The organism is Stenotrophomonas sp. YJH_SMC_32 (genome assembly GCF_059369975.1).
In genome coordinates this window covers 43,438-61,143 of record NZ_JCAFTE010000004.1, presented here as the reverse complement: position 1 = coordinate 61,143, position 17,706 = coordinate 43,438, and the positions used below count along the sequence as shown (strand labels likewise).

16 protein-coding genes and 1 other RNA gene are annotated in these 17,706 nt (G+C 67.2%); 8 read left to right on the top strand and 9 right to left on the bottom strand.

Features of this window, described 5'->3' with window-relative positions; translation table 11 throughout:
- Window positions 1–76 precede the first annotated feature (76 nt).
- Both AC5P7S_RS08145 and AC5P7S_RS08140 read right to left on the bottom strand, forming a co-directional pair.
- A complete protein-coding gene (locus AC5P7S_RS08145; RefSeq protein WP_095378061.1) occupies window positions 77–799 on the bottom strand; it encodes a fimbrial biogenesis chaperone in 723 nt (240 codons plus the stop codon).
- Between the two features lie 60 nt (window positions 800–859).
- Window positions 860–1,372: a fimbrial protein gene (locus AC5P7S_RS08140; protein ID WP_095378060.1), complete on the bottom strand. Its 513-nt coding sequence runs from the start codon at window positions 1,370–1,372 to the stop codon at window positions 860–862.
- A gap of 286 nt (window positions 1,373–1,658) precedes the next feature.
- Between AC5P7S_RS08140 and AC5P7S_RS08135 the strand changes: the two genes are divergently transcribed.
- Genes AC5P7S_RS08135 through AC5P7S_RS08125 form a run of 3 tightly spaced genes read left to right on the top strand, consistent with a single transcriptional unit; the run spans window position 1,659 to window position 5,667 of the window.
- Complete coding sequence (locus AC5P7S_RS08135; RefSeq protein ID WP_242441360.1) at window positions 1,659–2,606, top strand: fimbrial protein; 948 nt, start codon at window positions 1,659–1,661, stop codon at window positions 2,604–2,606.
- Window positions 2,603–5,119, top strand: a complete 2,517-nt coding sequence (locus AC5P7S_RS08130) for a fimbria/pilus outer membrane usher protein (RefSeq protein WP_095378059.1) — start codon at window positions 2,603–2,605, stop codon at window positions 5,117–5,119. The genes AC5P7S_RS08135 and AC5P7S_RS08130 overlap by 4 nt, the downstream gene beginning before the upstream one ends.
- Before the next feature lie 38 nt (window positions 5,120–5,157).
- Window positions 5,158–5,667: a fimbrial protein gene (locus AC5P7S_RS08125; protein ID WP_242441359.1), complete on the top strand. Its 510-nt coding sequence runs from the start codon at window positions 5,158–5,160 to the stop codon at window positions 5,665–5,667.
- A 95-nt stretch (window positions 5,668–5,762) separates the two neighbouring features.
- On the opposite strand, the gene AC5P7S_RS08120 is transcribed toward AC5P7S_RS08125, so the two are convergent.
- Window positions 5,763–6,173, bottom strand: a complete 411-nt coding sequence (locus AC5P7S_RS08120) for a hypothetical protein (protein ID WP_095378058.1) — start codon at window positions 6,171–6,173, stop codon at window positions 5,763–5,765.
- Window positions 6,174–6,661: 488 nt separating this feature from the next.
- Here AC5P7S_RS08120 and AC5P7S_RS08115 point away from each other — a divergent pair, with 488 nt between their 5' ends.
- Complete coding sequence (locus AC5P7S_RS08115) at window positions 6,662–8,683, top strand: acyltransferase family protein (RefSeq protein ID WP_095378057.1); 2,022 nt, start codon at window positions 6,662–6,664, stop codon at window positions 8,681–8,683.
- Between the two features lie 110 nt (window positions 8,684–8,793).
- On the opposite strand, the gene AC5P7S_RS08110 is transcribed toward AC5P7S_RS08115, so the two are convergent.
- From AC5P7S_RS08110 to AC5P7S_RS08095, 4 genes are all read right to left on the bottom strand, one after another.
- A complete protein-coding gene (locus tag AC5P7S_RS08110; protein WP_095378056.1) occupies window positions 8,794–10,179 on the bottom strand; it encodes an FAD-binding oxidoreductase in 1,386 nt (461 codons plus the stop codon).
- Window positions 10,176–10,757, bottom strand: a complete 582-nt coding sequence (locus tag AC5P7S_RS08105; RefSeq protein WP_053498116.1) for a metal-dependent hydrolase — start codon at window positions 10,755–10,757, stop codon at window positions 10,176–10,178. The genes AC5P7S_RS08110 and AC5P7S_RS08105 overlap by 4 nt, the downstream gene beginning before the upstream one ends.
- A gap of 85 nt (window positions 10,758–10,842) precedes the next feature.
- Complete coding sequence (locus tag AC5P7S_RS08100; RefSeq protein ID WP_170944933.1) at window positions 10,843–11,211, bottom strand: YraN family protein; 369 nt, start codon at window positions 11,209–11,211, stop codon at window positions 10,843–10,845.
- Window positions 11,201–12,922 (bottom strand): penicillin-binding protein activator, encoded by a 1,722-nt coding sequence (locus tag AC5P7S_RS08095; protein ID WP_095378093.1) that lies wholly within the window; start codon window positions 12,920–12,922, stop codon window positions 11,201–11,203. The genes AC5P7S_RS08100 and AC5P7S_RS08095 overlap by 11 nt, the downstream gene beginning before the upstream one ends.
- A gap of 81 nt (window positions 12,923–13,003) precedes the next feature.
- Here AC5P7S_RS08095 and rsmI point away from each other — a divergent pair, with 81 nt between their 5' ends.
- From rsmI to rnpB, 4 genes are all read left to right on the top strand, one after another.
- The gene (gene rsmI, locus AC5P7S_RS08090) at window positions 13,004–13,822 is read left to right on the top strand and encodes a 16S rRNA (cytidine(1402)-2'-O)-methyltransferase (RefSeq protein WP_061478399.1); all 819 of its coding nucleotides are present in this window, start codon (window positions 13,004–13,006) and stop codon (window positions 13,820–13,822) included.
- Between the two features lie 334 nt (window positions 13,823–14,156).
- A complete protein-coding gene (locus AC5P7S_RS08085; protein WP_095378055.1) occupies window positions 14,157–14,474 on the top strand; it encodes a hypothetical protein in 318 nt (105 codons plus the stop codon).
- Between the two features lie 117 nt (window positions 14,475–14,591).
- Window positions 14,592–15,401: a PDZ domain-containing protein gene (locus AC5P7S_RS08080; RefSeq protein ID WP_005415282.1), complete on the top strand. Its 810-nt coding sequence runs from the start codon at window positions 14,592–14,594 to the stop codon at window positions 15,399–15,401.
- 80 nt (window positions 15,402–15,481) lie between these two features.
- An RNA gene (rnpB, locus tag AC5P7S_RS08075) (RNase P RNA component class A) lies at window positions 15,482–15,833 on the top strand.
- Between the two features lie 88 nt (window positions 15,834–15,921).
- On the opposite strand, the gene AC5P7S_RS08070 is transcribed toward rnpB, so the two are convergent.
- Complete coding sequence (locus AC5P7S_RS08070) at window positions 15,922–16,401, bottom strand: DM13 domain-containing protein (RefSeq protein ID WP_005415283.1); 480 nt, start codon at window positions 16,399–16,401, stop codon at window positions 15,922–15,924.
- A 357-nt stretch (window positions 16,402–16,758) separates the two neighbouring features.
- A complete protein-coding gene (locus tag AC5P7S_RS08065) occupies window positions 16,759–17,547 on the bottom strand; it encodes an NRDE family protein (protein WP_095378054.1) in 789 nt (262 codons plus the stop codon).
- Window positions 17,548–17,706 lie beyond the last annotated feature (159 nt).

Here is a 17,706-nt window from a genome sequence, read left to right as displayed (position 1 = left end):
TGTGGACTACAGCCTGCCGCGCGGGCCGCCCTCAATGCAAGCAGTCGCCGATGCAGTGCGTAAGCGCAGTTTGCGCCTACCGTGCAACGCGCGCTTCGGCTTCGCGCGGCGTGCCGTAATCATCCAGCCACTTGAACGCCACCGTCGCTGGCATCGTGACACCCTCCGGCAGCGCATAACGCACCTGTGCTCCCGGCGCGATCATGTCCACGTCCACGCTGCGCCCATCGGCAAGGGTCAGCGCACTCAACGTCACGTGGTACGCGCTCGGATTGCGCACCTGCAGCGCATCGCCATCGGCAGTCCACTGCAGTGCGGCTGCGGCGTCGCGTGCATTGCCCGGCAACCCGGCGGGGCGATGGAACAGCTTCACCCGCGTACGCACCGCGAACTGCAGCAGGTTCCTGCCGCTGGCATCGCTGGGCTTGGGTGGAATATCCAGCAGGTTGAAATAGAACACCGATTCGCGATCGGTCGGCAGCGGCGCCTCCGATGGGCGCGGTGCGTAGGTGACGCGATATGCCTGGCCCTGCTTGGGTTGCAGCAGCCGCGGCTCGGCCGGTGTCAGCCGGAACGGCGTGCGTACGTTCTCCGGACGCGACTGGCTGTCGCCGTCGTCGATCCAGACCTGCGTCATCGCCGGCAGTTCGCCCACGTTGCTGGCCTTGACCGTTACGTCTCGGCCCTTGCTGGCGTCGTGCACGATGCGCGTGCCCTGAAGTGTCACCGCGGCCGATGCCGGCAGCGCCACCGACACGGCAAGCAGTGCGTACATCCACGTCCTGGCGCGGATTTTCATGGTCAACCTCATTCAAGGGGACAGGCCAGCACAGCGTGGCGCTGGCCTGCCGGAAGCGGATTACTTGTAGAGCACCACGAAGTCGCCCGAAGCGTTAGCGGTGCCTGCCTGCGCGTTCTGCGCCGGCGAGGCGTACCACGCGCTGTAGTCCAGCTGGCCGCTGCCACCGGCGGCGATGGTCACCCACACGGCCGGGTCCTCACCGATCTTCTGCTGGTTGCCCGCAGCGTCGTACAGGGCCACGCCAACATTGGCTGCAGAAGACGCCGCCGTCAGTGCCAGGTTACCGGTGCTGCCATCGGGCGTGCCGCCGAAGCGCACACCCACATCCTGCGACGCACCCGAACCGGAGCAGTCCAGCGCGATGGTGAAGTTCTTCTGGCCGGCACGGGTGCTGGCGTTGACCGAGGCCAGATCGACCTTGCCCATCGGCACGGTGATGGTGCCGCCGGTGGAGCCCACCGAGCAGGTGGAGGTCATCAGTTCGCCCGTGATTTCCAGCGTTTCGGCAGATACCGACGGCGCGACGACGGCGAGGGCAGAAAGCGACAGGAGGCGGAGTGTGAGTGGCATGACAGTTCTCTGTAGTGGAATGGAGGCACGCGGTGACCGCCCATGGCAGTCAGCCCGGGTAGTTTCGATGCGCGCGTCAGGCTGCGGTATGCAACAAGTTGTAAAAGCGCGTTGACGTTCGCGAACTGCAATTAATCCGATAGGAAGCGGCAGTGTCGCTGCCTAGACTGCGCGGCCTCGATTGGTTGCCGGAGGAATCGCCGTGCGGTTTTCATTGCAGTTCCGCGCTCTTCTGCCTGTCTGCACGCATGTGCCGCGTGGCGTGGCGCGTGCGCGGGTAGGTGCGATGGTCATCGCTTTCCTGTGCATTCTGGAGGCCGGGGCCAGCTGCGCGCGGCTGAGTCCGGGAGATCAAGATCTGAGCCTCGCCCTGCGGGGGGCCAATCTGGATCGGCCGGATCAACGGCTGGGAACCAGCGCGGCGGGAACCGTCGCCCTGGGGTTCGAGTGCGCTGCCGGGCAAACAGCCTTCGTCGTGGATGCGCCACTGACCGGCCTCACCTACGAGCGCGATGTCACCTACGGTGGCGTCACCTACAAGGCCTATAGCTTCAGCTCGCGCTCACCACTCATCGGCTTTGGCTACAGTGTGAGAGAGGGGGCTCCCTCGAATTTTGGTGGTCCCGCCTTGGCTGTAGGAGCGATCAATCGACACCCCGGCATACCGATTGCAGCTGCTGGACCGGTTACCGTCGCTGTCTATGTGATTGTGTTCTTCCGCGGGGGCGCCATGGAGCCGGTGCCGATGAGCTACCTGGGCACCATTACATCTTGGCCCGAGGGTGATCCGAGCCAGAGGATGCAGCACCACCTGTCGGTGGAGATCTCCATGCCCCCCGTTACCTGCACCCTCGCCAACGCTTCCCACACCCTCGACGACGTTGTCGCCAACGAACTCGCCGCCAGCGGCAGCAACGCGAAGGAATCCAGCTTTGACGTCGCGATGAACTGCCCGATGGGCAACATCGACGTGCAGCTGTCGCTCACCGACGCCAATGACCCTGGCAGCAGCAACGGCCAGCTTGCACCCGCGCCGGGCGCCACCGCTGGCGGGGTGCAGGTGCAGCTGCTGCGCGGTGGCCAGCCGGTGCAGTTCGGCCAGGCGTGGTCGCATGGCTGGTCCAGCAAGGGCCAGCAGGCCATTCCGTTCAGTGCGCGCTATCTGCGTACGGCCGACCCGCTGGTGCCCGGCGACGTCAAAGGCGAGGCGGTGCTGACCGCCGACTACCGATGATTGCTGCTGGCCACGCCCGTGCCGTCACGCGATCGCTCTGCGCCGCCATCGGTGCGGTGTTGTCGACGGGGCTGGGGTTCGATGCCGCCGCCGCGCCGGTGGAGTTCAGCGAAGGCTTCCTGATTGGCGGCGAAGCCATCGACATGGCGCGATACGCCAACGGCAATCCGTTGCCGGCTGGCGACTACGCGGTGGACGTGCATGTGAACGGCCAGTTCCTGCGCAGCCAGGACATCCGTTTCGTCATCGAAGACGATCCGCAGATTGCGGTGCCATGCCTGACACCGGCGCTCGTGCGCGGGCTGCCGTTGAAGCCTGCGTTCCTGGAGGCCCTGCCGTCCGAGGAAAGCACCTGTGTGGATCTGCCCGCGCTGGTGGAGGGCGCCAGTACCACCTTTGACAGCGGCGAGTTGCAGTTGTCCCTGAGTATTCCGCAAGCGGCCCAAGCCATCGCCGCGCGTGGCTTCGTGGCACCGGAACTGCGCGACGACGGCATCACCGCCGCCTTCATCGACTACAGCGCCAACCACTACCGCAGCCAGGGCAGCGACAGCAGCTACCTCGGCCTTCAGGCGGGCCTGAACCTGGGTGCTTGGCGCCTGCGCCACCGCGCGTCGTTCACGCATGGCAGCCAGGGTACCCGTCACCAGGTCATCAGCAGCCACCTGCAGCGCGACATTCCGCGCTGGAACAGCCAGCTGCTGCTGGGCCAGGGCAACACCGGTGGCGAGCTGTTCGAGAGTGTGCCTTTCACAGGTATCCGCGTGGCCAGCGACGAGCGCATGCTGCCCGACTCGCTGCGCGGTTATGCACCGGTGGTGCAGGGCATTGCCGAAGGCAATGCGGTGGTCACCATCCGCCAGAACGGCAGCATCATCCACGAAAGCAATGTGGCGCCCGGTCCATTCACCATCGAGGATCTGTATCCCACCAACTTCGGCGGCGATCTGGACGTCAGCGTCACCGAAGCCGATGGCCGCGTGCAGCGCTTCAGTGTCAATTTCTCCGCCGTGCCGCAGGCGTTGCGTGCCGGGTCGTCGCGCTTTGCGGTCACCGCGGGCGAGCTGCGCGACACCGGCAACACGCTGCAGGCGCTGCGCTTCACCGAGGGCACCTATGCGCGCGGCCTGAGCAACCGGCTTACCGTGCTGGGTGGCGCCCAGCTGGGTGAGGATTATCGCGCGCTGCTCGCCGGTGCTGCGGTCAACACGGCCATCGGTGCATTCGGTGCCGATGTCACCCATTCGCGCGCCCGCCTGCGCGGCAACGACACCGCCACCGGCAACAGCTTCCGCGTGAATTACCAACGTTACGTGGCGCGCACCGGTACCAACTTCGGCCTGGCTGCGTATCGCTACAGTACGCGCGGCTTCCTCAGCCTCAGCGATGTGGCACGCGCGCAGAGCGACGACTGGGGTTACGGCCAGCGCGCCCGCCAGCGCTACCAGGTGAACTTCTCGCAGAAGGTCGGCCAGCGCAGCAACCTCTATCTCAGCGGCGGCCATGTGTCTTACTGGGACAGCGCCCGACGCCGCAACGATTTTCAGGTGGGCTTCCAGAGCACGCTGGGGCGGGTCAACTACGGTGTGTCCGCGCTGCGCTTCCGCGTGGACGATGGCCGCCAGGACACCCGCTACGCGTTCACCCTCAGCGTGCCGCTGGGCCGTAGCGCCAACGCACCGCGTGCCAGCACCCAGCTCAGCCACGCCGATAGTGGCAGGCAGTCGCAGCTGGGCATCACCGGCAGCCTGGGTGAGTCACGTGCGCTGAGCTACAGCCTGTCCAGCGCACAAGGCAATGGACAGAACAGCCATAGTGCGTATGCCGCGTGGCAAGGCAGCCGTGGCAATCTCAATGCCGGCTACAGCCGCAGTGGCGACTACCGCAGCCTGTCGCTTGGCGCATCGGGCAGCGTGGTGCTGCACAGCGGTGGCCTGAACCTGGGCGCTCCCGTGGGCGACGGCTTCGTGCTGGTGCAGGCGCCGGGTGCGCAGGGCGCACGCATCGGCAGCAGCACTGACCTGCGCGTAGCGCGCAATGGCTACGCGCTGCTGCCGCATATCAGCCCCTATCGCTGGAACACCATTGACCTGGATCCGTCCGGCCTGCCGATCGAGGTGGAGCTGCTGCAGACCTCACAGCGTGTAGCGCCCACCGCCGGTGGCATCGTGCGCGTGCCGTTCCAGGTGCGCCGCGAGCGCACGCTGTTCATCGACGCCACCGACGCGCTGGGCCAGCCGCTGCCGTTTGCGGCGGTGGTGCAGGGCGAAGACGGCACGCCGGCCGGTGCGGTGGGGCAGGGCGGGGTGATCCAGCTGCGGGGTGCGCAGGACAGCGGCGCGTTGATCGTCGACCCCGATGGCAGGCGGCGCTGCCGCATCGACTACCGCATGCCCAATGCGCCGGACGCCTACGGGCTGTCGTGGAGCCAGGTCGTGTGTGTGCCGCAGCCGTTGCCGCCGGAAGGTCTGCAAGTACGTGGATCCGATCCAATGGACATCACCGCACCGTGATCCCTCGTTTCCTCAAATCAACCTGCAGGAGCAACTCCATGTTCCCTACCCGATTTCAGCTGATTGCAGTGCCGATGCTGTGCCTGATGGCTTCAGCCGCGCATGCCCAGGCCACTCTCACCATCAGCGGCCGTGTGCTGCCGGGTACCTGCACGCTGGCGGCCCCGGCGATCGCGCTGGACCCGGTGAAGGCCGATGAAATGACGCCAGGTGCCGCCAGCAGCGTGAAGACCGGTGCACTGAACTTCACTGGCTGCGTGGGCGTCAGCCGCGCGCGCCTGTCCTTCGATGGCACAGCCGCCGACGGCGACCCGGAGCGCTGGAAGAACACTGCCGCCACCACGCCAGCAACGGGTGTGACGGTCGCGCTGCTGGCCGGCGCGACCGGCAATACCTACCTGAAGAAGGGCGACACTGATATTCCGGTGGCTGTCTCTGGCGCGACGGCGTCCTATCCACTGCGCGCGGGTTACTTCATTCCCAACACCAGTGGTATCAACGCCGGCAATATCTCCACCGAGATCGTGGTCACCGCCGCCTACGACTGAAAACCGGTACGGCTCTGTAGAGCCGAGCCTATGCTCGGCTGCTCTTCGATCAGGCTCCAGGCAAGCCGAGCATGGGCTCGGCCCTACAGAAGCCACTAAGCCGCCCGCAGCTGCACATCCACATACTCGGCCAGTCCACGGCAGGCCAGCAGCAGGCCCTCGCGCGCGCCATCGCCTATCTGCTGATCAATATCCCCGTCCACGCGGACGCGTTCGGTGGCGTGCAGCAGCTCCAGCAGGAAACTCAGCCCCGCATTGGCGCGGTCGATGCGCGCCAACGCCAGGCGCTGGCCGGGTGAACGGTTCTTGCCGGGCCACGGCTGGCCATCGGCGGCATCGCCCTGGCGGATGTACTGCAGGCAGGCTTGCAGGGTGATGGCCCCGGCACTGTTGCCGCTCTGCAGCGCAACGAAGGTGTCTTCCAGCGTGCGGGCCAGGTCATCGGGCAGGCGCGTGGCGGCCTCGCCCAGGGTGGCGGACAGGTGCGGGTAGGGGGAAGTGGTCATGGCGGCGTCCTTTTACAAGCGGCAAGGGGCCACCCCGCTTAACAGCCAGGGTGGCGGACGGTGCGTGGTTCCAATACCGGTGGCTAACGTCGTCAAACGCCGGCGGGCACGAGGCCCCCACGCACCGCCCGCCATAGGTGCGCGGACAGATTGCCTGCCGACGCCACCCAACAAGGAAAGGGCGACGCCGGCAGGCAAGCGTAAACGACATTAACCAAACGGGATTGGAAGCCCGTGCCACCCGTTGTCGGTGGCGCCACATCATTTGCGGGAAGCGCCAGCACTGCCAATGAGAAAGATTTGAAAGTTCAAAGAAGGTGCAGACGCGTGGCGCGCGCCTCGGCATGGCAATCGCGACAGTCCTGTAGAGCCCACGCTCGGATCATCGCAATCTGATCGAAAAGCGGCCGAGCATGGCTCGGCCCTACAGTGGCCATCGGCTGCATCGGGCCTAAACACACGCCTGCGCTGTCGCGACTGTCCATTGAATGACTGCGCCATCGATGGCGATGCTGCCGGATCACTTGCTGCTGGTCACCTGCATGTCGTCTCCCGAACGTTCCCACAACGCTGCCATTGATGGCCTTCGTGCATTGGCGGTGCTGGCCGTCATCCTGTTCCATGCCAACGCGGCATGGTTGCCCGGTGGCTTCACCGGTGTGGATCTGTTCTTCGTGGTGTCCGGCTTCGTGATCAGCCAGTCGTTGGCTTCGCGCGCCCATGCGTCGCTGGGCGCGATGCTGCTCGATTTCTACCGGCGCCGTGTGCTGCGCCTGTTGCCGGCGCTGCTGGTGATGCTGGTGACCACTTTCATACTGTCTGCGCTGTTCATTCCCCGCGCGTGGCGCAATGAGCAGTTCGACCAGACCGGCTGGGCCGCGCTGGTCGGCTTCAGCAACATCGTGCTGGCTGGCCAGCAGGACGATTACTTCTCACCCGGCGCGGAACTGAACCCGTTCCTGCACACGTGGACGCTGGGGGTGGAGGAGCAGTTCTACCTGGTCTTCCCGCTGCTGTTCTTCGTCTGGCTGCGCGGGCGTGAGCGCTGGCCGTGGTCGCGTTGGCTGTTGCCGGGGCTCACCGTGCTGTCGCTGGCGTGGGCGGGCTGGCAGGCGCAGACGGCACCGGCGGCAGCGTTCTACCTGCTGCCGGCGCGGTTCTGGGAGCTGGCTGCGGGCGCGCTGCTGTACCAGTGGATGCGCACGCGCACGCCGGGCCAGAACGGTGATGCGGTTGCAGTGGTCGGTCTGGCACTGCTGGGTGCAGGCGTGGTGATCGCACCGCAGCTGGCGATGCCGGTTCCCGGCGTGCTGGCCACCGTGGCCGGTACCCTGCTGCTGTTGGCAAGCGTGTCGATGCCGGGGACATCACGCCTCGCCCGCGCGCTGGGCTGCGCACCGCTCGCCTACCTGGGGCGCCTGTCCTATTCGCTGTACCTGTGGCATTGGCCGCTGCTGGTGCTGCTGCGCTGGACCTACGGCCTGCACGGCGCCGCGCTGTGGCTGTATCTGGTACTGCTGCTGGCGCTATCGGCTGTGTCGTATCACTTCATCGAGCGTCCGCTGCGCAGTGCGTTGCCGCTGCTGCGCCTGGCACCGGCCAAGGTGCTGGCGATGGCGTTGCCGGTGGTGGCGCTGTGTGGTGCGGGTGCGTGGGCCACCGTGGAGTACCACGAGCAGGTCTCGCTGAGCGTGACCCGCGACGGCTATGCATGGCAGGCGCGTCGCTACCCCGCGTGGCGCCCATTGGAGCCGGTGAGTGCGCCGGCGCTTGAAGGGCGGCGCCTGTTCGTGTCCGGCGATTCGCACGCGGCGGCGTATCGCACCATGACCAGCATGGTCGCGCGCCAGACCGGCATGGAGGTGCGCCAGCAGGATCGCGGCGGCTGCAGCTTCGTCAATCTGCTGCGGGCCAGTCCAGCCGATTGCCAGGACTTCATTGAGCACACGCTGTCGACCATCGAGCGCGAGGCACGCCCGGGTGACATCGTGCTGCTGGCGGCCTTGCGCATGCCGGAGCTGCGTGGATTCGACTGGCAGCGTCAGGATGCGCAGGAAATCTACCGTCAACTGCTCGCCGAGCGCACCCCGACCGATGCGCAGGCCGCGCGTGATGAGGCTGATCATGTTCTTGGACGTCTGCAGAAGCTGGGCGTGCAAGTGGTTCTGGATGCACCGCTGCCGTTGTTCAAGGCCGGTGCGTACCGCTGTTCGGACTGGTTCAACCGCCGCAACCCGGCCTGTGCCGGTGGCCTGAGCATGCCGCGCGATGATCTGGAGAGGCTGCGTGCGCCGCAGATGGCGTTGCTGGCCGAGCTGGCAGCGCGCTATCCATCGCTCACGGTGTGGGATCCGCTGCCGCTGCTGTGCGGGCCAACAACCTGTTCGGCGGTGGAAGACGGGGAGCCGCTGTTCTTCGACAACGACCACCTGAGCGGGCATGGCAACCGCGTGCTGTTGCCCAGTTTCCGGCAGACCCTGATCGATATTGCAGGCGACACGCCGGTGTAGAACCGAGCTCACGCTCGGCTTGCCACGCGGTGCGGGCTTCATCGCGATCTGGTCGAAGCGCAGCCGAGCATGGGCTCGGCTCTACAGGAGTGCGAAGGAGTGTGCGCGGTCTATGCCGGCGGCAGTACCTTGCCCGGGTTGAGGATACCGTCCGGGTCAAGCGCGGCTTTGATCGCGCGCATCGTCGCCAGCGTAGCCGGTGTGAACGCCCGTGCCATGAAATCGCGCTTGGCCAGGCCGATGCCGTGTTCGCCCGACAACGTGCCACCCAGTGCCAGCGTCAGCTCGAAGATCTTCGGCAGCGCGGCATGCGCGCGCGTGTTTTCATCTGCATCCTCCGGGTGATAGAGGATGTTGACGTGCAGGTTGCCGTTGCCGGCGTGGCCGAAGGTGACGATGGTGAGCGCGTAGTCCCGTGCCAGGGCCTGCACGCCGGCCACCAGTTCCGGAATGCGCGACACCGGAACCACCACGTCTTCATTGATCTTGCCCGGCGCGACGCTGCGCAGCGCAGGCGACAGCGCCTTGCGCGCCGCCCACAGCTGGTCGCGCGCGCGGCCTTCCATCGCCACGTCCAGCTCGATCATGCCGTCGCCTTCGGCGGCGCTGGCCAATGCCTGCAACAGATAGGGCAGGGTGTCGTGGTCACCATCGGCCTCGACCAGCAGCATCGCCCCTGCTTCCGGCACATCGGCACCATTCAGCCGCAGCAGTTCCAGGCTGCGCGCATCCATGAATTCCAGGCGGGTGGGTACCACCGGCTGCGACATCAACCGCGACACGGCGGCCGCAGCAGCATCGGCATCGCGGTACAGCACGCGCAGGCCGGCCTGGCTGACCGGCAGCGGGGTCAGTTTCAGCGTGGCTTCCACGATCAGTGCCAGCGTGCCTTCGCTGCCTACCAGCAGGTGGGTGAGGTCGTAGCCGGTGGCATCCTTGGTGTAGGCGCCACCGCAACGGATCACGTCGCCGGTTCCGGTCACCGCCACCAGGCCCAGCACGTTGTCGCGGCTGGTGCCGTACTTCACCGCGCGCGGGCCGCCCGCATTGCAGGCCAGGTTGCCGCCGATGCTGCAGATTTCGGCGCTGGACGGGTCCGGCGCCCAGAACAGGCTGTGCGACGCCAGCGCCTGCTGCAGCGTGCCGTTCAACACGCCCGGCTGCACGACCGCGCAGCGATCACCGGCGCGGATCTCGACGATGCGGTCCATGCGGGTGAACGAGAGTACGATGCTGCCCGGCTGCGGGACCGCGGCACCGGTGGTACCGGTGCCGGCACCGCGCGCGACCAGCGCCACGCCATGCACGCGGCATGCACGCACCAGCGCCTGCACCTGCTCGATGTCCGCCGGAAACGCCACTGCAGCCGGCCGCTGATGGCGCCATGAGTTGTCCTGTGCGTTGGCCTCCAGCGCGCCGTCATCCATGCGCCAGCCCTCCGCGCCCAGCAGGGTGGACAGTTCAGTAACCAATGCGGTGGGCAGGGCAGGACTCATGACGGATCTCGTGGGGCAGCAGGAGCGGGTTGGATCAGTTTCCAGGCGACAACGGCGCCGGCCAGTGGCAGCCACACCCAGCGCAGTTCGGAGAGCAGGGTAGCCACGCCGCGTGCGCTGAAGAACTGTGGCGCGAACGGTGACACGCGGATGGGGCGCCACGGCGCGAAGAAGCGGTGTTCGCTCCACGGCCAGGCCAGCGCAACGCCCAGGCCACCGGAGGTCATCGCATCCAGCAGCGGATGGCTGGCGGCGCAGACGAAGACAAATACCGCCGCTTGCACGGTAGATGCCAACCTTGGTTGGCACACACCCGCCGACCAAGGTCGGCGACTACCAAAGAACGCCAACACCGCAGCCAATGCTGCCAGCACGCCGGCAAACAGCAGTGAATGACTGGCGCCACGATGGCCGAACGCATCGGCGTAGGGAATATGCAGCGCAAAGGCCAGTACATCGGCATCGGGCAGCATGGCGGCGATCACGCCGGCGGCCAGCAGGCGCGGTGGGATGCGGCCACGATCCGCGGCGCACCACAGCGCCAGCGGCACAGCGGCATGGGTGATGATCGACGGCATCAGTCACGCGCCATGGTCGTACCGGCCGAGGGCCGGCTGCAGGTCCGACGGGTAGTGCCGGCCGCTGGCCGGCAAAGAGTAGCCATCAGCAGTCATCCAATCGGAACGCATCCCGCAGCCAGTGCAGCTGCGGCGGTTCGCCGGTGGCTTCCACCACATCGAAGCGGCAGGGTGCATTGGCCAGCGCCGGGTTGTCCTGCAGGTACAGTTGCGCGGCATGGGCCAGGCGCCGGCACTTGCGCGCATCCACTGACGCGGCGCCGCCACCGAAATCGGATCGCGCGCGGTAACGCACTTCCACGAACACCACGGTGCCGGCATCGTCCATCACCAGGTCCAGTTCACCGCCGCGATAGCGCACATTGCGCGCACGCGGCTGCAGTCCGGCCTGTTGCAGATGCTGCTCGGCGGCGGCTTCCACCGCCGAGCCCCGTTGGCTGCGTTCAGCGACCACCGACGATCGGCATCGGCCGGCCGCCATTGAAGGTCGACCAGGCCGGCTGGCGCAGGATGTTGCCGTTGCTGTCCAGGAACAGGGTGCCGGTGGCACCGTCCAGGCCGCCTTCGTTGGACAGCTTGTCCAGGTAGGCGGTGATCTTCCAGGCGTCGGCACCGAAGGCGAACAGGCGGCCGGCCGCACCGCGTGCGCTCGGCAGGGTGCTGGCCACCTGGCTGGCCGACGGCAGGCCGGACACGCTGCGCACGTTCCAGGCTTCGTTCGGGTAGACAATGCCGTCCAGCGCCACGTCTTCTTCCACCTTGCCGCTGCCAACGGTCAGCTGCGAGGTGCCGACGCGGGTCGCGCCGCCTGCACCGGCCAGCGCCAGCTGCGGCGCCAGCAGGCGCGCCTGCGGCGCACGCACGGCGAGGAACACGGCATCGACCTGGCCGGCGTTGCGCACCTGCGCGCCGACATCGCCGACGGCATCGGTGACGCCGATCGTGGCCACCACCTGGCCACCGCGCTGCGCGAAGCGCTGGGCAAAGGCGGCGGCGGCACGGCGGCCGGTGTCGTCAGCGCTGTTGATCACCAGCGCCTTGCCGCGCTCGCGGCCACGCAGGTACTCGGCGGCGACGATGCCATCGTCTTCCGGTGCCAGCGAGAAGCCGGCACTGCCAGCCGGCGGTGCGTCCTTGCCGCGGTTCAAGGCCAGCACCGGCACCTGCAGCTGCTGGCGGCCGTACACCGCGTCCACTTCGTCGCGGCCCAGCGGGCCGACCACGAAGTCGGCACCGGAGGCGACGGCCTTGTCATAGGCGGCCAGGGCACCGGCCGGGGTGCCGGCGGTGTCGAAGAAGTTGATGTCCGGGCGGCGCCGGCTTTCACCGTAGTAGGCGCTCAACAGGCCATCGCGCACCGGCTGTGCGGCAGTGGCCAGGCGGCCGCTGAGCGGCAGCAGCACGGCCAGCTTGGCCGGCGGGCGGTAACCGTCGCTCATCGCCGGCGGGCGCTTGCTGGTGTCGAACTGGGCCGCGCCATCGCGGTCGAACGGGCGCGGCAGCGGCAGGCCGCGCGCGATCAGTGCACGGCCGGCGAAGTTGTAGAGCGGGTCGTTGGCCGGCAGGGCGGCGGCACGGCTGCGCAGGGTGGCGTTGTCGAGGGTGCCGAGCAGGCCGGCAATGGCGGCCTGGTTCTCGCTGCGCGCGCTGCCGGTCAGGCTGGAATGGGCGCGGGCCCGTTCGGTGGCGGCACCGAAGGCATCGCCGGTGCCCTGCAGGGCACTGGCACGGGCCAGGTACCAGCGTGTGCGCAGGGCCGGCAGCACGTTGTCGCCGTGGTCCTTCAGCAGGGCCAGCGCCTGCGCCGGCTGCTTGTCGGCCAGGGCCAGCTCGGCACTGGTCAGCTGGTAGCGCTGCAGGCTGGCGCCGGACAGCTGGCGTGCGGTGAGCTGGCCGAGCACGCTGCGCGCGCGGGCACTGTCGCCGGCGAGGTGCCAGGCCCAGGCCGCATCGGCCAGTGCGTTGCTGCGGGCGCCGCCGCGCAGGGTGGAGGCCAGGCCTTCCAGCTGCAGCGCGGCATCGCGCGGCTTGCCCTGTTCGATCAGCGCCAGCGCCTGGCTCTGGGCCGGCGAATCGGGGGTGCTGGTCAGGCTGGTGGTGGCACAACCGGCCAGCAGCATCAGCGACAACGACAGGGCGGAGATCCGTGCGGCGGGCTTGTTCATGATCGGGTCCATGCGATGAGGGCAGCGGCCTTGGCCGGGTACACGCTACGATTCTACCCTTGCCCCGTGAGTACCGCTGAAATGAGTGTGCCAACCCTGTACGTCGTCGCCACCCCGATCGGCAACCTGGCCGATCTGAGCCCGCGCGCGCAGGAGGTGCTGCGTTCGGTGGCGGCCATCTGTGCCGAGGACACCCGCCGCAGCGGCCAGCTGCTGTCCCATTTCGGCATCCAGCAGCCGCTGGTGGCCCTGCACGAACACAATGAAGAGGCCCTGGCGCAGCGCCTGGTTTCGCGATTGCAGGCCGGCGAGTCGCTGGCGCTGGTCAGCGATGCCGGTACCCCGCTGGTCAGTGACCCCGGTTTCCGCCTGGTGCGTGCCGCGCGCGCGGCGGGCATCAAGGTCAGCCCGGTGCCCGGCGCCTGCGCCGCCATTGCCGCGCTGAGCGTGGCCGGCCTGCCCAGCGATCGATTCAGCTTCGAAGGTTTCCTGCCGGCCAAGGCCAGCGGTCGCCGCGACCGCCTGCAGGCGCTGGCCGGCGAAGTGCGCACGATGGTGTTCTACGAATCCTCGCACCGTATCGCCGAGTCGCTGGCCGACATGGCGGCGATCTTCGGCGGCGAGCGCCCGGCGGTTCTGGCCCGCGAGCTGACCAAGCTGTTCGAGACCGTCCTTGATGGTGACCTGGCCGGCCTGCTGGCCAGGGTCGAGGCCGACGAGAACCAGCGCAAGGGCGAGTTCGTGGTGATGGTGCAGGGCGCCGGCGATGACGAGGAAGCGCAGCTGGCACACGGCCGCCGCGTCTACGCGAAGCTGAGCGAGCACCTGCCGCCGTCGACCGCCGCCAAGCTGGCCGCGGAACTGACCGGTGCGCCGCGCAAGGCGTTGTACGGCAGTTGATCGCTCGCTCCGGGCCATGCCCGGGCAGCGCGCGGCGCGAAATGCAAAACGGTTCGGATCCGCCGGAGGGTCGCCGATCTCTGGCGCGTGAATGTGCTCACGTGCGCGGCTGAGGGACGAATCCGGGGCTAGGGAATGTCGTGATGAGCATCAATGACCGACCCACTGATGATCGTACGAACCCAGCAGCCTTGGGTATTGCGGGACGTCCTGCAGGGCGACATTGAGATCAGTCGAGCCCGCGCGGATACTCCCGATGCGGAAGGGTGTCCGTAGTGTGACCCCATTTCCGAGGCCTCTGACGCGTGAGGACCGGTGCTCGGGATGTCTTCAAATGCCTGTCCTGGGCGAAGACGCTCCGGCACACGCCTCTTCATTCCCCACTTGGGAGCAAGTGTTCGAGATGGCATTGACAGCCTACCTTCAGGCTCATTTCCTGCCAAAGGATGTGTTCGCCGCATTCTGCAATGTGTCAGAAGAATGGCTAAGTCGCCTGATTGCAGTGCGCGCGGTGCCGGAGCCCACCTGCACCTGCGAGGAAGGCACCATCTATGCGCGTGCGTCGATGCCGTTCTCGCCGACCGAGTATGACCGTAGCAGTAGAAAGCGGTTGGTCGACGATCCTCGCCGGGAGCTGGGCGAAAAGTCCTGAAAGGCGTGCAGACCTGCATGGCTCGTTCACAGACTGGGACGCTGGAACACGGCAGCGGCCGAACTCCGGGGGGCTAAGGGGCGAAGCTCTCAAATTTCCTTCAGGGAGGAAAGACAGATGTTTGAAAAGGGACTGTTCCTGCTGTTCGCACTGGCCGATGTGCCAGCTCCTGCAGCTGAAGCGCCGCCACCTGCAGCCATTACCGAAGCCGATCTGGGCCCGGACTATGTCGGCTACCTGCTGTTCGATCCGGGGTTGGTCGAGTTCAATCGGCTGCAGTCGGTTCGCGATTACGGCAATTACCTGACCTACCGCGCGGCACGTGACGCGTTGGAGAGCTACGAGGCATGTCTGCAGGTGGGGGCCGACAACCACGCACAGATCGAGGCGGCCTACCAGCAGTTGGTGAACAGCCAGCAGCGGTACGTCAGCGCGGCGCAATGGCGCGACCTGCGGCAGGCCCTGCGTGCGAGGCGCGAGCCGGTGCCCGAGCGCGCGTCGTGGCAATGCGCCGCATTCGTGGACAACGCGCCCTATTTCGATGCGGGGTTGGACGATGCACTGCTGGGCGCCACCGAATTGGCGCGCGAGCAGGCCGGGGAAGGGGATTCGCGTAGCGATGCGCTGCGCCCGGTCCTCGGCGTTCAGATGGGGGGCGCGACCGTGATCGAATCCGAGCCTGACGAGGGTCCGGCCCATCGCGCCGGCCTGCGCAAGGGGGATGAGGTGCTGGCCGTGGCGGGTACCCGAGTGAAGACCGTCTTCGGTGTCGGCCAAGCGTTGAAAGCCTACGCGCCGGGCGATCGCGTGGACGTGCGCGTTCGCCGCATTGAATGGGACGGTTCGCAACCGCAGGTGCGGGAATTGATCGTAGGTGTGGTGCTGGAGTCGCGGGCGGTGGTGATGGCGAGGGCGAAGGGCCGCTAGAGCCACGCCACGCGTGGATGAACCGGCCGCCGCGATCGGCACGGCAGGAAGGGCGTGCGTACGCTAGAATACGCGCTGGCGGAGCCGGCCAGACAGTCGCGTCATCCCTTCGGGGGTGCCGAGGAAAGTCCGGGCTCCATAGGGCAAGGTGCCAGGTAACGCCTGGGCGGCGCAAGCCGACGGAAAGTGCAACAGAAAGATACCGCCTACGTCTTCTTCGGAAGGCCGGTAAGGGTGAAATGGTGCGGTAAGAGCGCACCGCGAGTCTGGCAACAGACCGGCACGGCAAACCCCACCTGGAGCAAGACCAAATAGGGATCCTTTGGCGCGGCCCGCGTTGGATCCGGGTAGGTTGCTTGAGCGTTGCGGTGACGTAACGCCTAGAGGAATGACTGTCCACGACAGAACCCGGCTTATCGGCCGGCTCCGCCTCTTTTTCCGGTAAGCCGAGCACGGCTCGGCTCTACAGTACAGCCGAGCCATGCTCGGCTGCTTTCCGTCCAGACGCTCGGGATGTTGTTCAGCCCGGCGTGCGGTACTGCCCGGCGGAAATGAACTGCGAGAAGCGCTCGCACCACACCACCACCGTGGTGTAGTCGTCCACGTCCACGTTCGCGGGCACCTCGACCAGGAAGCGGTTGAAGGTCTTTACCTCGCCGATGCGCTGGGCCTGCGCCTTGATCTTCAGGAAGTCGGCCTTGTTGTCGACGAAATCGCGAACCAGATAGACCTTGTAATCCGGGCCCGGTCCCATCTTCCCGTCGAAGGCGACCTGGGTGGCGCTGACGCTGACCTTGCCTTCGGCCCAGTGCACCGCATCGCTGCCTTTGAGGTCGCGGCGGAAGGTGGTGCGGTAGGTGGCGTCTTTCATTGCGGCCTGTACCTGGGCGACCGGCGGGTCATCGGGGGCGATCAGGATCGGCAGCAGATAGACGCCCAGGCCGAAGCCCAGGCCGAGGGTGAGCAGATGGGTGGCGAGCAGGATGAGGATGCGGCGCATGGGGCCTCCTTGGGGTTGCGGTCGATTTGCGCGGCGCGGTGCCGGGCGCGACCACCCTGGGAGGTCGAGGGCGACATTTATAGACACAGTGCCGATTGCGAAAAGGGCACAGTCGGGTGGCGGCGATGCTGAAACCCCTGGGGTGCGGACGGATCGTGGTCGCGGCTGGAAGCTGAATGGCGTTTCAGGCCCGCTGCGATGGCGACGGCTGTCACGTGGATCGCGACAGCAAGCTGCGGGTAGTGCCCTCCGCTGGCCGGCAGCTTCATGGCGAATCCGAGCATCCAAAGGTTGCCGGCCAGCGGCCGGCACTACCCCGCTGGCAAGAGAATCCGCCCAGTGGCCGGGACGGCCTGGTCAGAAAATGACGTGGCTTTGTCCGCTCGGTGCACCCTGCGGGCCGAAGCGGCGTTCGTGGATCTCGCCGTGGCCGTCGGCGTCGATCAGCAGCACGGTGCTGGCGCGGGTGCCGTAGTCGTCGCCGCGGATGAAGGGCGGGCTCAACCAGCGCTCGCGTTCCAGGCCAATGCCGGTGTCGGGCAGGTCGCTGTCGGCAGGGCGGTGTTCGTTGGCCAGCGCATTCCAGAGCGGGGTCAGGTTCGGGGTCAGATCCCTTTCGCGCTGCGAAAGGGATCTGACCCCGTCTGCTTCCAGCCATGCCGACAGCGCGGCCATCAGCCGTCGGGTCTTCGGCCAGGGCGCGTCCAGCGCGCCGTTGGACATGCCGTGGACGCCCGGGCCAAGCGTCTGCCGTTCGGCGGGATGGTTGCCCAGGTACTCCAGGCTGTCGCCATCGGCCAGCAACAGATTGAATGGGGCGTAGGCACCCGCCACGGTTGCCAGCCGCTCGATATGCACGGCGGCCGGGTCGCGGCCGCGCAGGAAGTCGGCCACCAGCGCGCCCCGCGACGGTCCGGTCTGGGCCGCCAGCGGGTCGCGGACGTTGGTGACCACCGCCATCCGGCCCGAGGCGCCGACCCCGGCCCAGCCACCGCCGGAGCGCAGGTCGCGTCCCCCGATGACGGAGGTCTCATCCTGCCAGGGGGCCAGCGCCGCGGTGGGGCGGGCGTGGAACTCATCACGGTTGCCGGTCATCACCAGCCGCCAGCGCGGGTGGTGCATCCAGCCAAGAGCAAGCAGGCACATGGCCTCATTGTGCACCGTTTGCGCATTACGGCGCCGTTTCCGGCCAGGCCGGGATGAATGCGCGGCCGATGTTTCACGCCCCGTCCACGCCCCTGAACTTCCGTTCAATCTCAAAAATTGAGACGGATCAGCAACTTGTGGATAAGCCTTGAACAATTC

Bases quoted from the DNA above. Each gene is read 5' to 3' on its own strand.
- AC5P7S_RS08145 (WP_095378061.1), bottom strand. From the start codon at position 799: ATGAAAATCCGCGCCAGGACGTGGATGTACGCACTGCTTGCCGTGTCG.
- AC5P7S_RS08140 (WP_095378060.1), bottom strand. From the start codon at position 1,372: ATGCCACTCACACTCCGCCTCCTGTCGCTTTCTGCCCTCGCCGTCGTC.
- AC5P7S_RS08135 (WP_242441360.1), top strand. From the start codon at position 1,659: ATGGTCATCGCTTTCCTGTGCATTCTGGAGGCCGGGGCCAGCTGCGCG.
- AC5P7S_RS08130 (WP_095378059.1), top strand. From the start codon at position 2,603: ATGATTGCTGCTGGCCACGCCCGTGCCGTCACGCGATCGCTCTGCGCC.
- AC5P7S_RS08125 (WP_242441359.1), top strand. From the start codon at position 5,158: ATGTTCCCTACCCGATTTCAGCTGATTGCAGTGCCGATGCTGTGCCTG.
- AC5P7S_RS08120 (WP_095378058.1), bottom strand. From the start codon at position 6,173: ATGACCACTTCCCCCTACCCGCACCTGTCCGCCACCCTGGGCGAGGCC.
- AC5P7S_RS08115 (WP_095378057.1), top strand. From the start codon at position 6,662: ATGACTGCGCCATCGATGGCGATGCTGCCGGATCACTTGCTGCTGGTC.
- AC5P7S_RS08110 (WP_095378056.1), bottom strand. From the start codon at position 10,179: ATGAGTCCTGCCCTGCCCACCGCATTGGTTACTGAACTGTCCACCCTG.
- AC5P7S_RS08105 (WP_053498116.1), bottom strand. From the start codon at position 10,757: ATGCCGTCGATCATCACCCATGCCGCTGTGCCGCTGGCGCTGTGGTGC.
- AC5P7S_RS08095 (WP_095378093.1), bottom strand. From the start codon at position 12,922: ATGAACAAGCCCGCCGCACGGATCTCCGCCCTGTCGTTGTCGCTGATG.
- rsmI (WP_061478399.1), top strand. From the start codon at position 13,004: ATGAGTGTGCCAACCCTGTACGTCGTCGCCACCCCGATCGGCAACCTG.
- AC5P7S_RS08085 (WP_095378055.1), top strand. From the start codon at position 14,157: ATGCCTGTCCTGGGCGAAGACGCTCCGGCACACGCCTCTTCATTCCCC.
- AC5P7S_RS08080 (WP_005415282.1), top strand. From the start codon at position 14,592: ATGTTTGAAAAGGGACTGTTCCTGCTGTTCGCACTGGCCGATGTGCCA.
- AC5P7S_RS08070 (WP_005415283.1), bottom strand. From the start codon at position 16,401: ATGCGCCGCATCCTCATCCTGCTCGCCACCCATCTGCTCACCCTCGGC.
- AC5P7S_RS08065 (WP_095378054.1), bottom strand. From the start codon at position 17,547: ATGTGCCTGCTTGCTCTTGGCTGGATGCACCACCCGCGCTGGCGGCTG.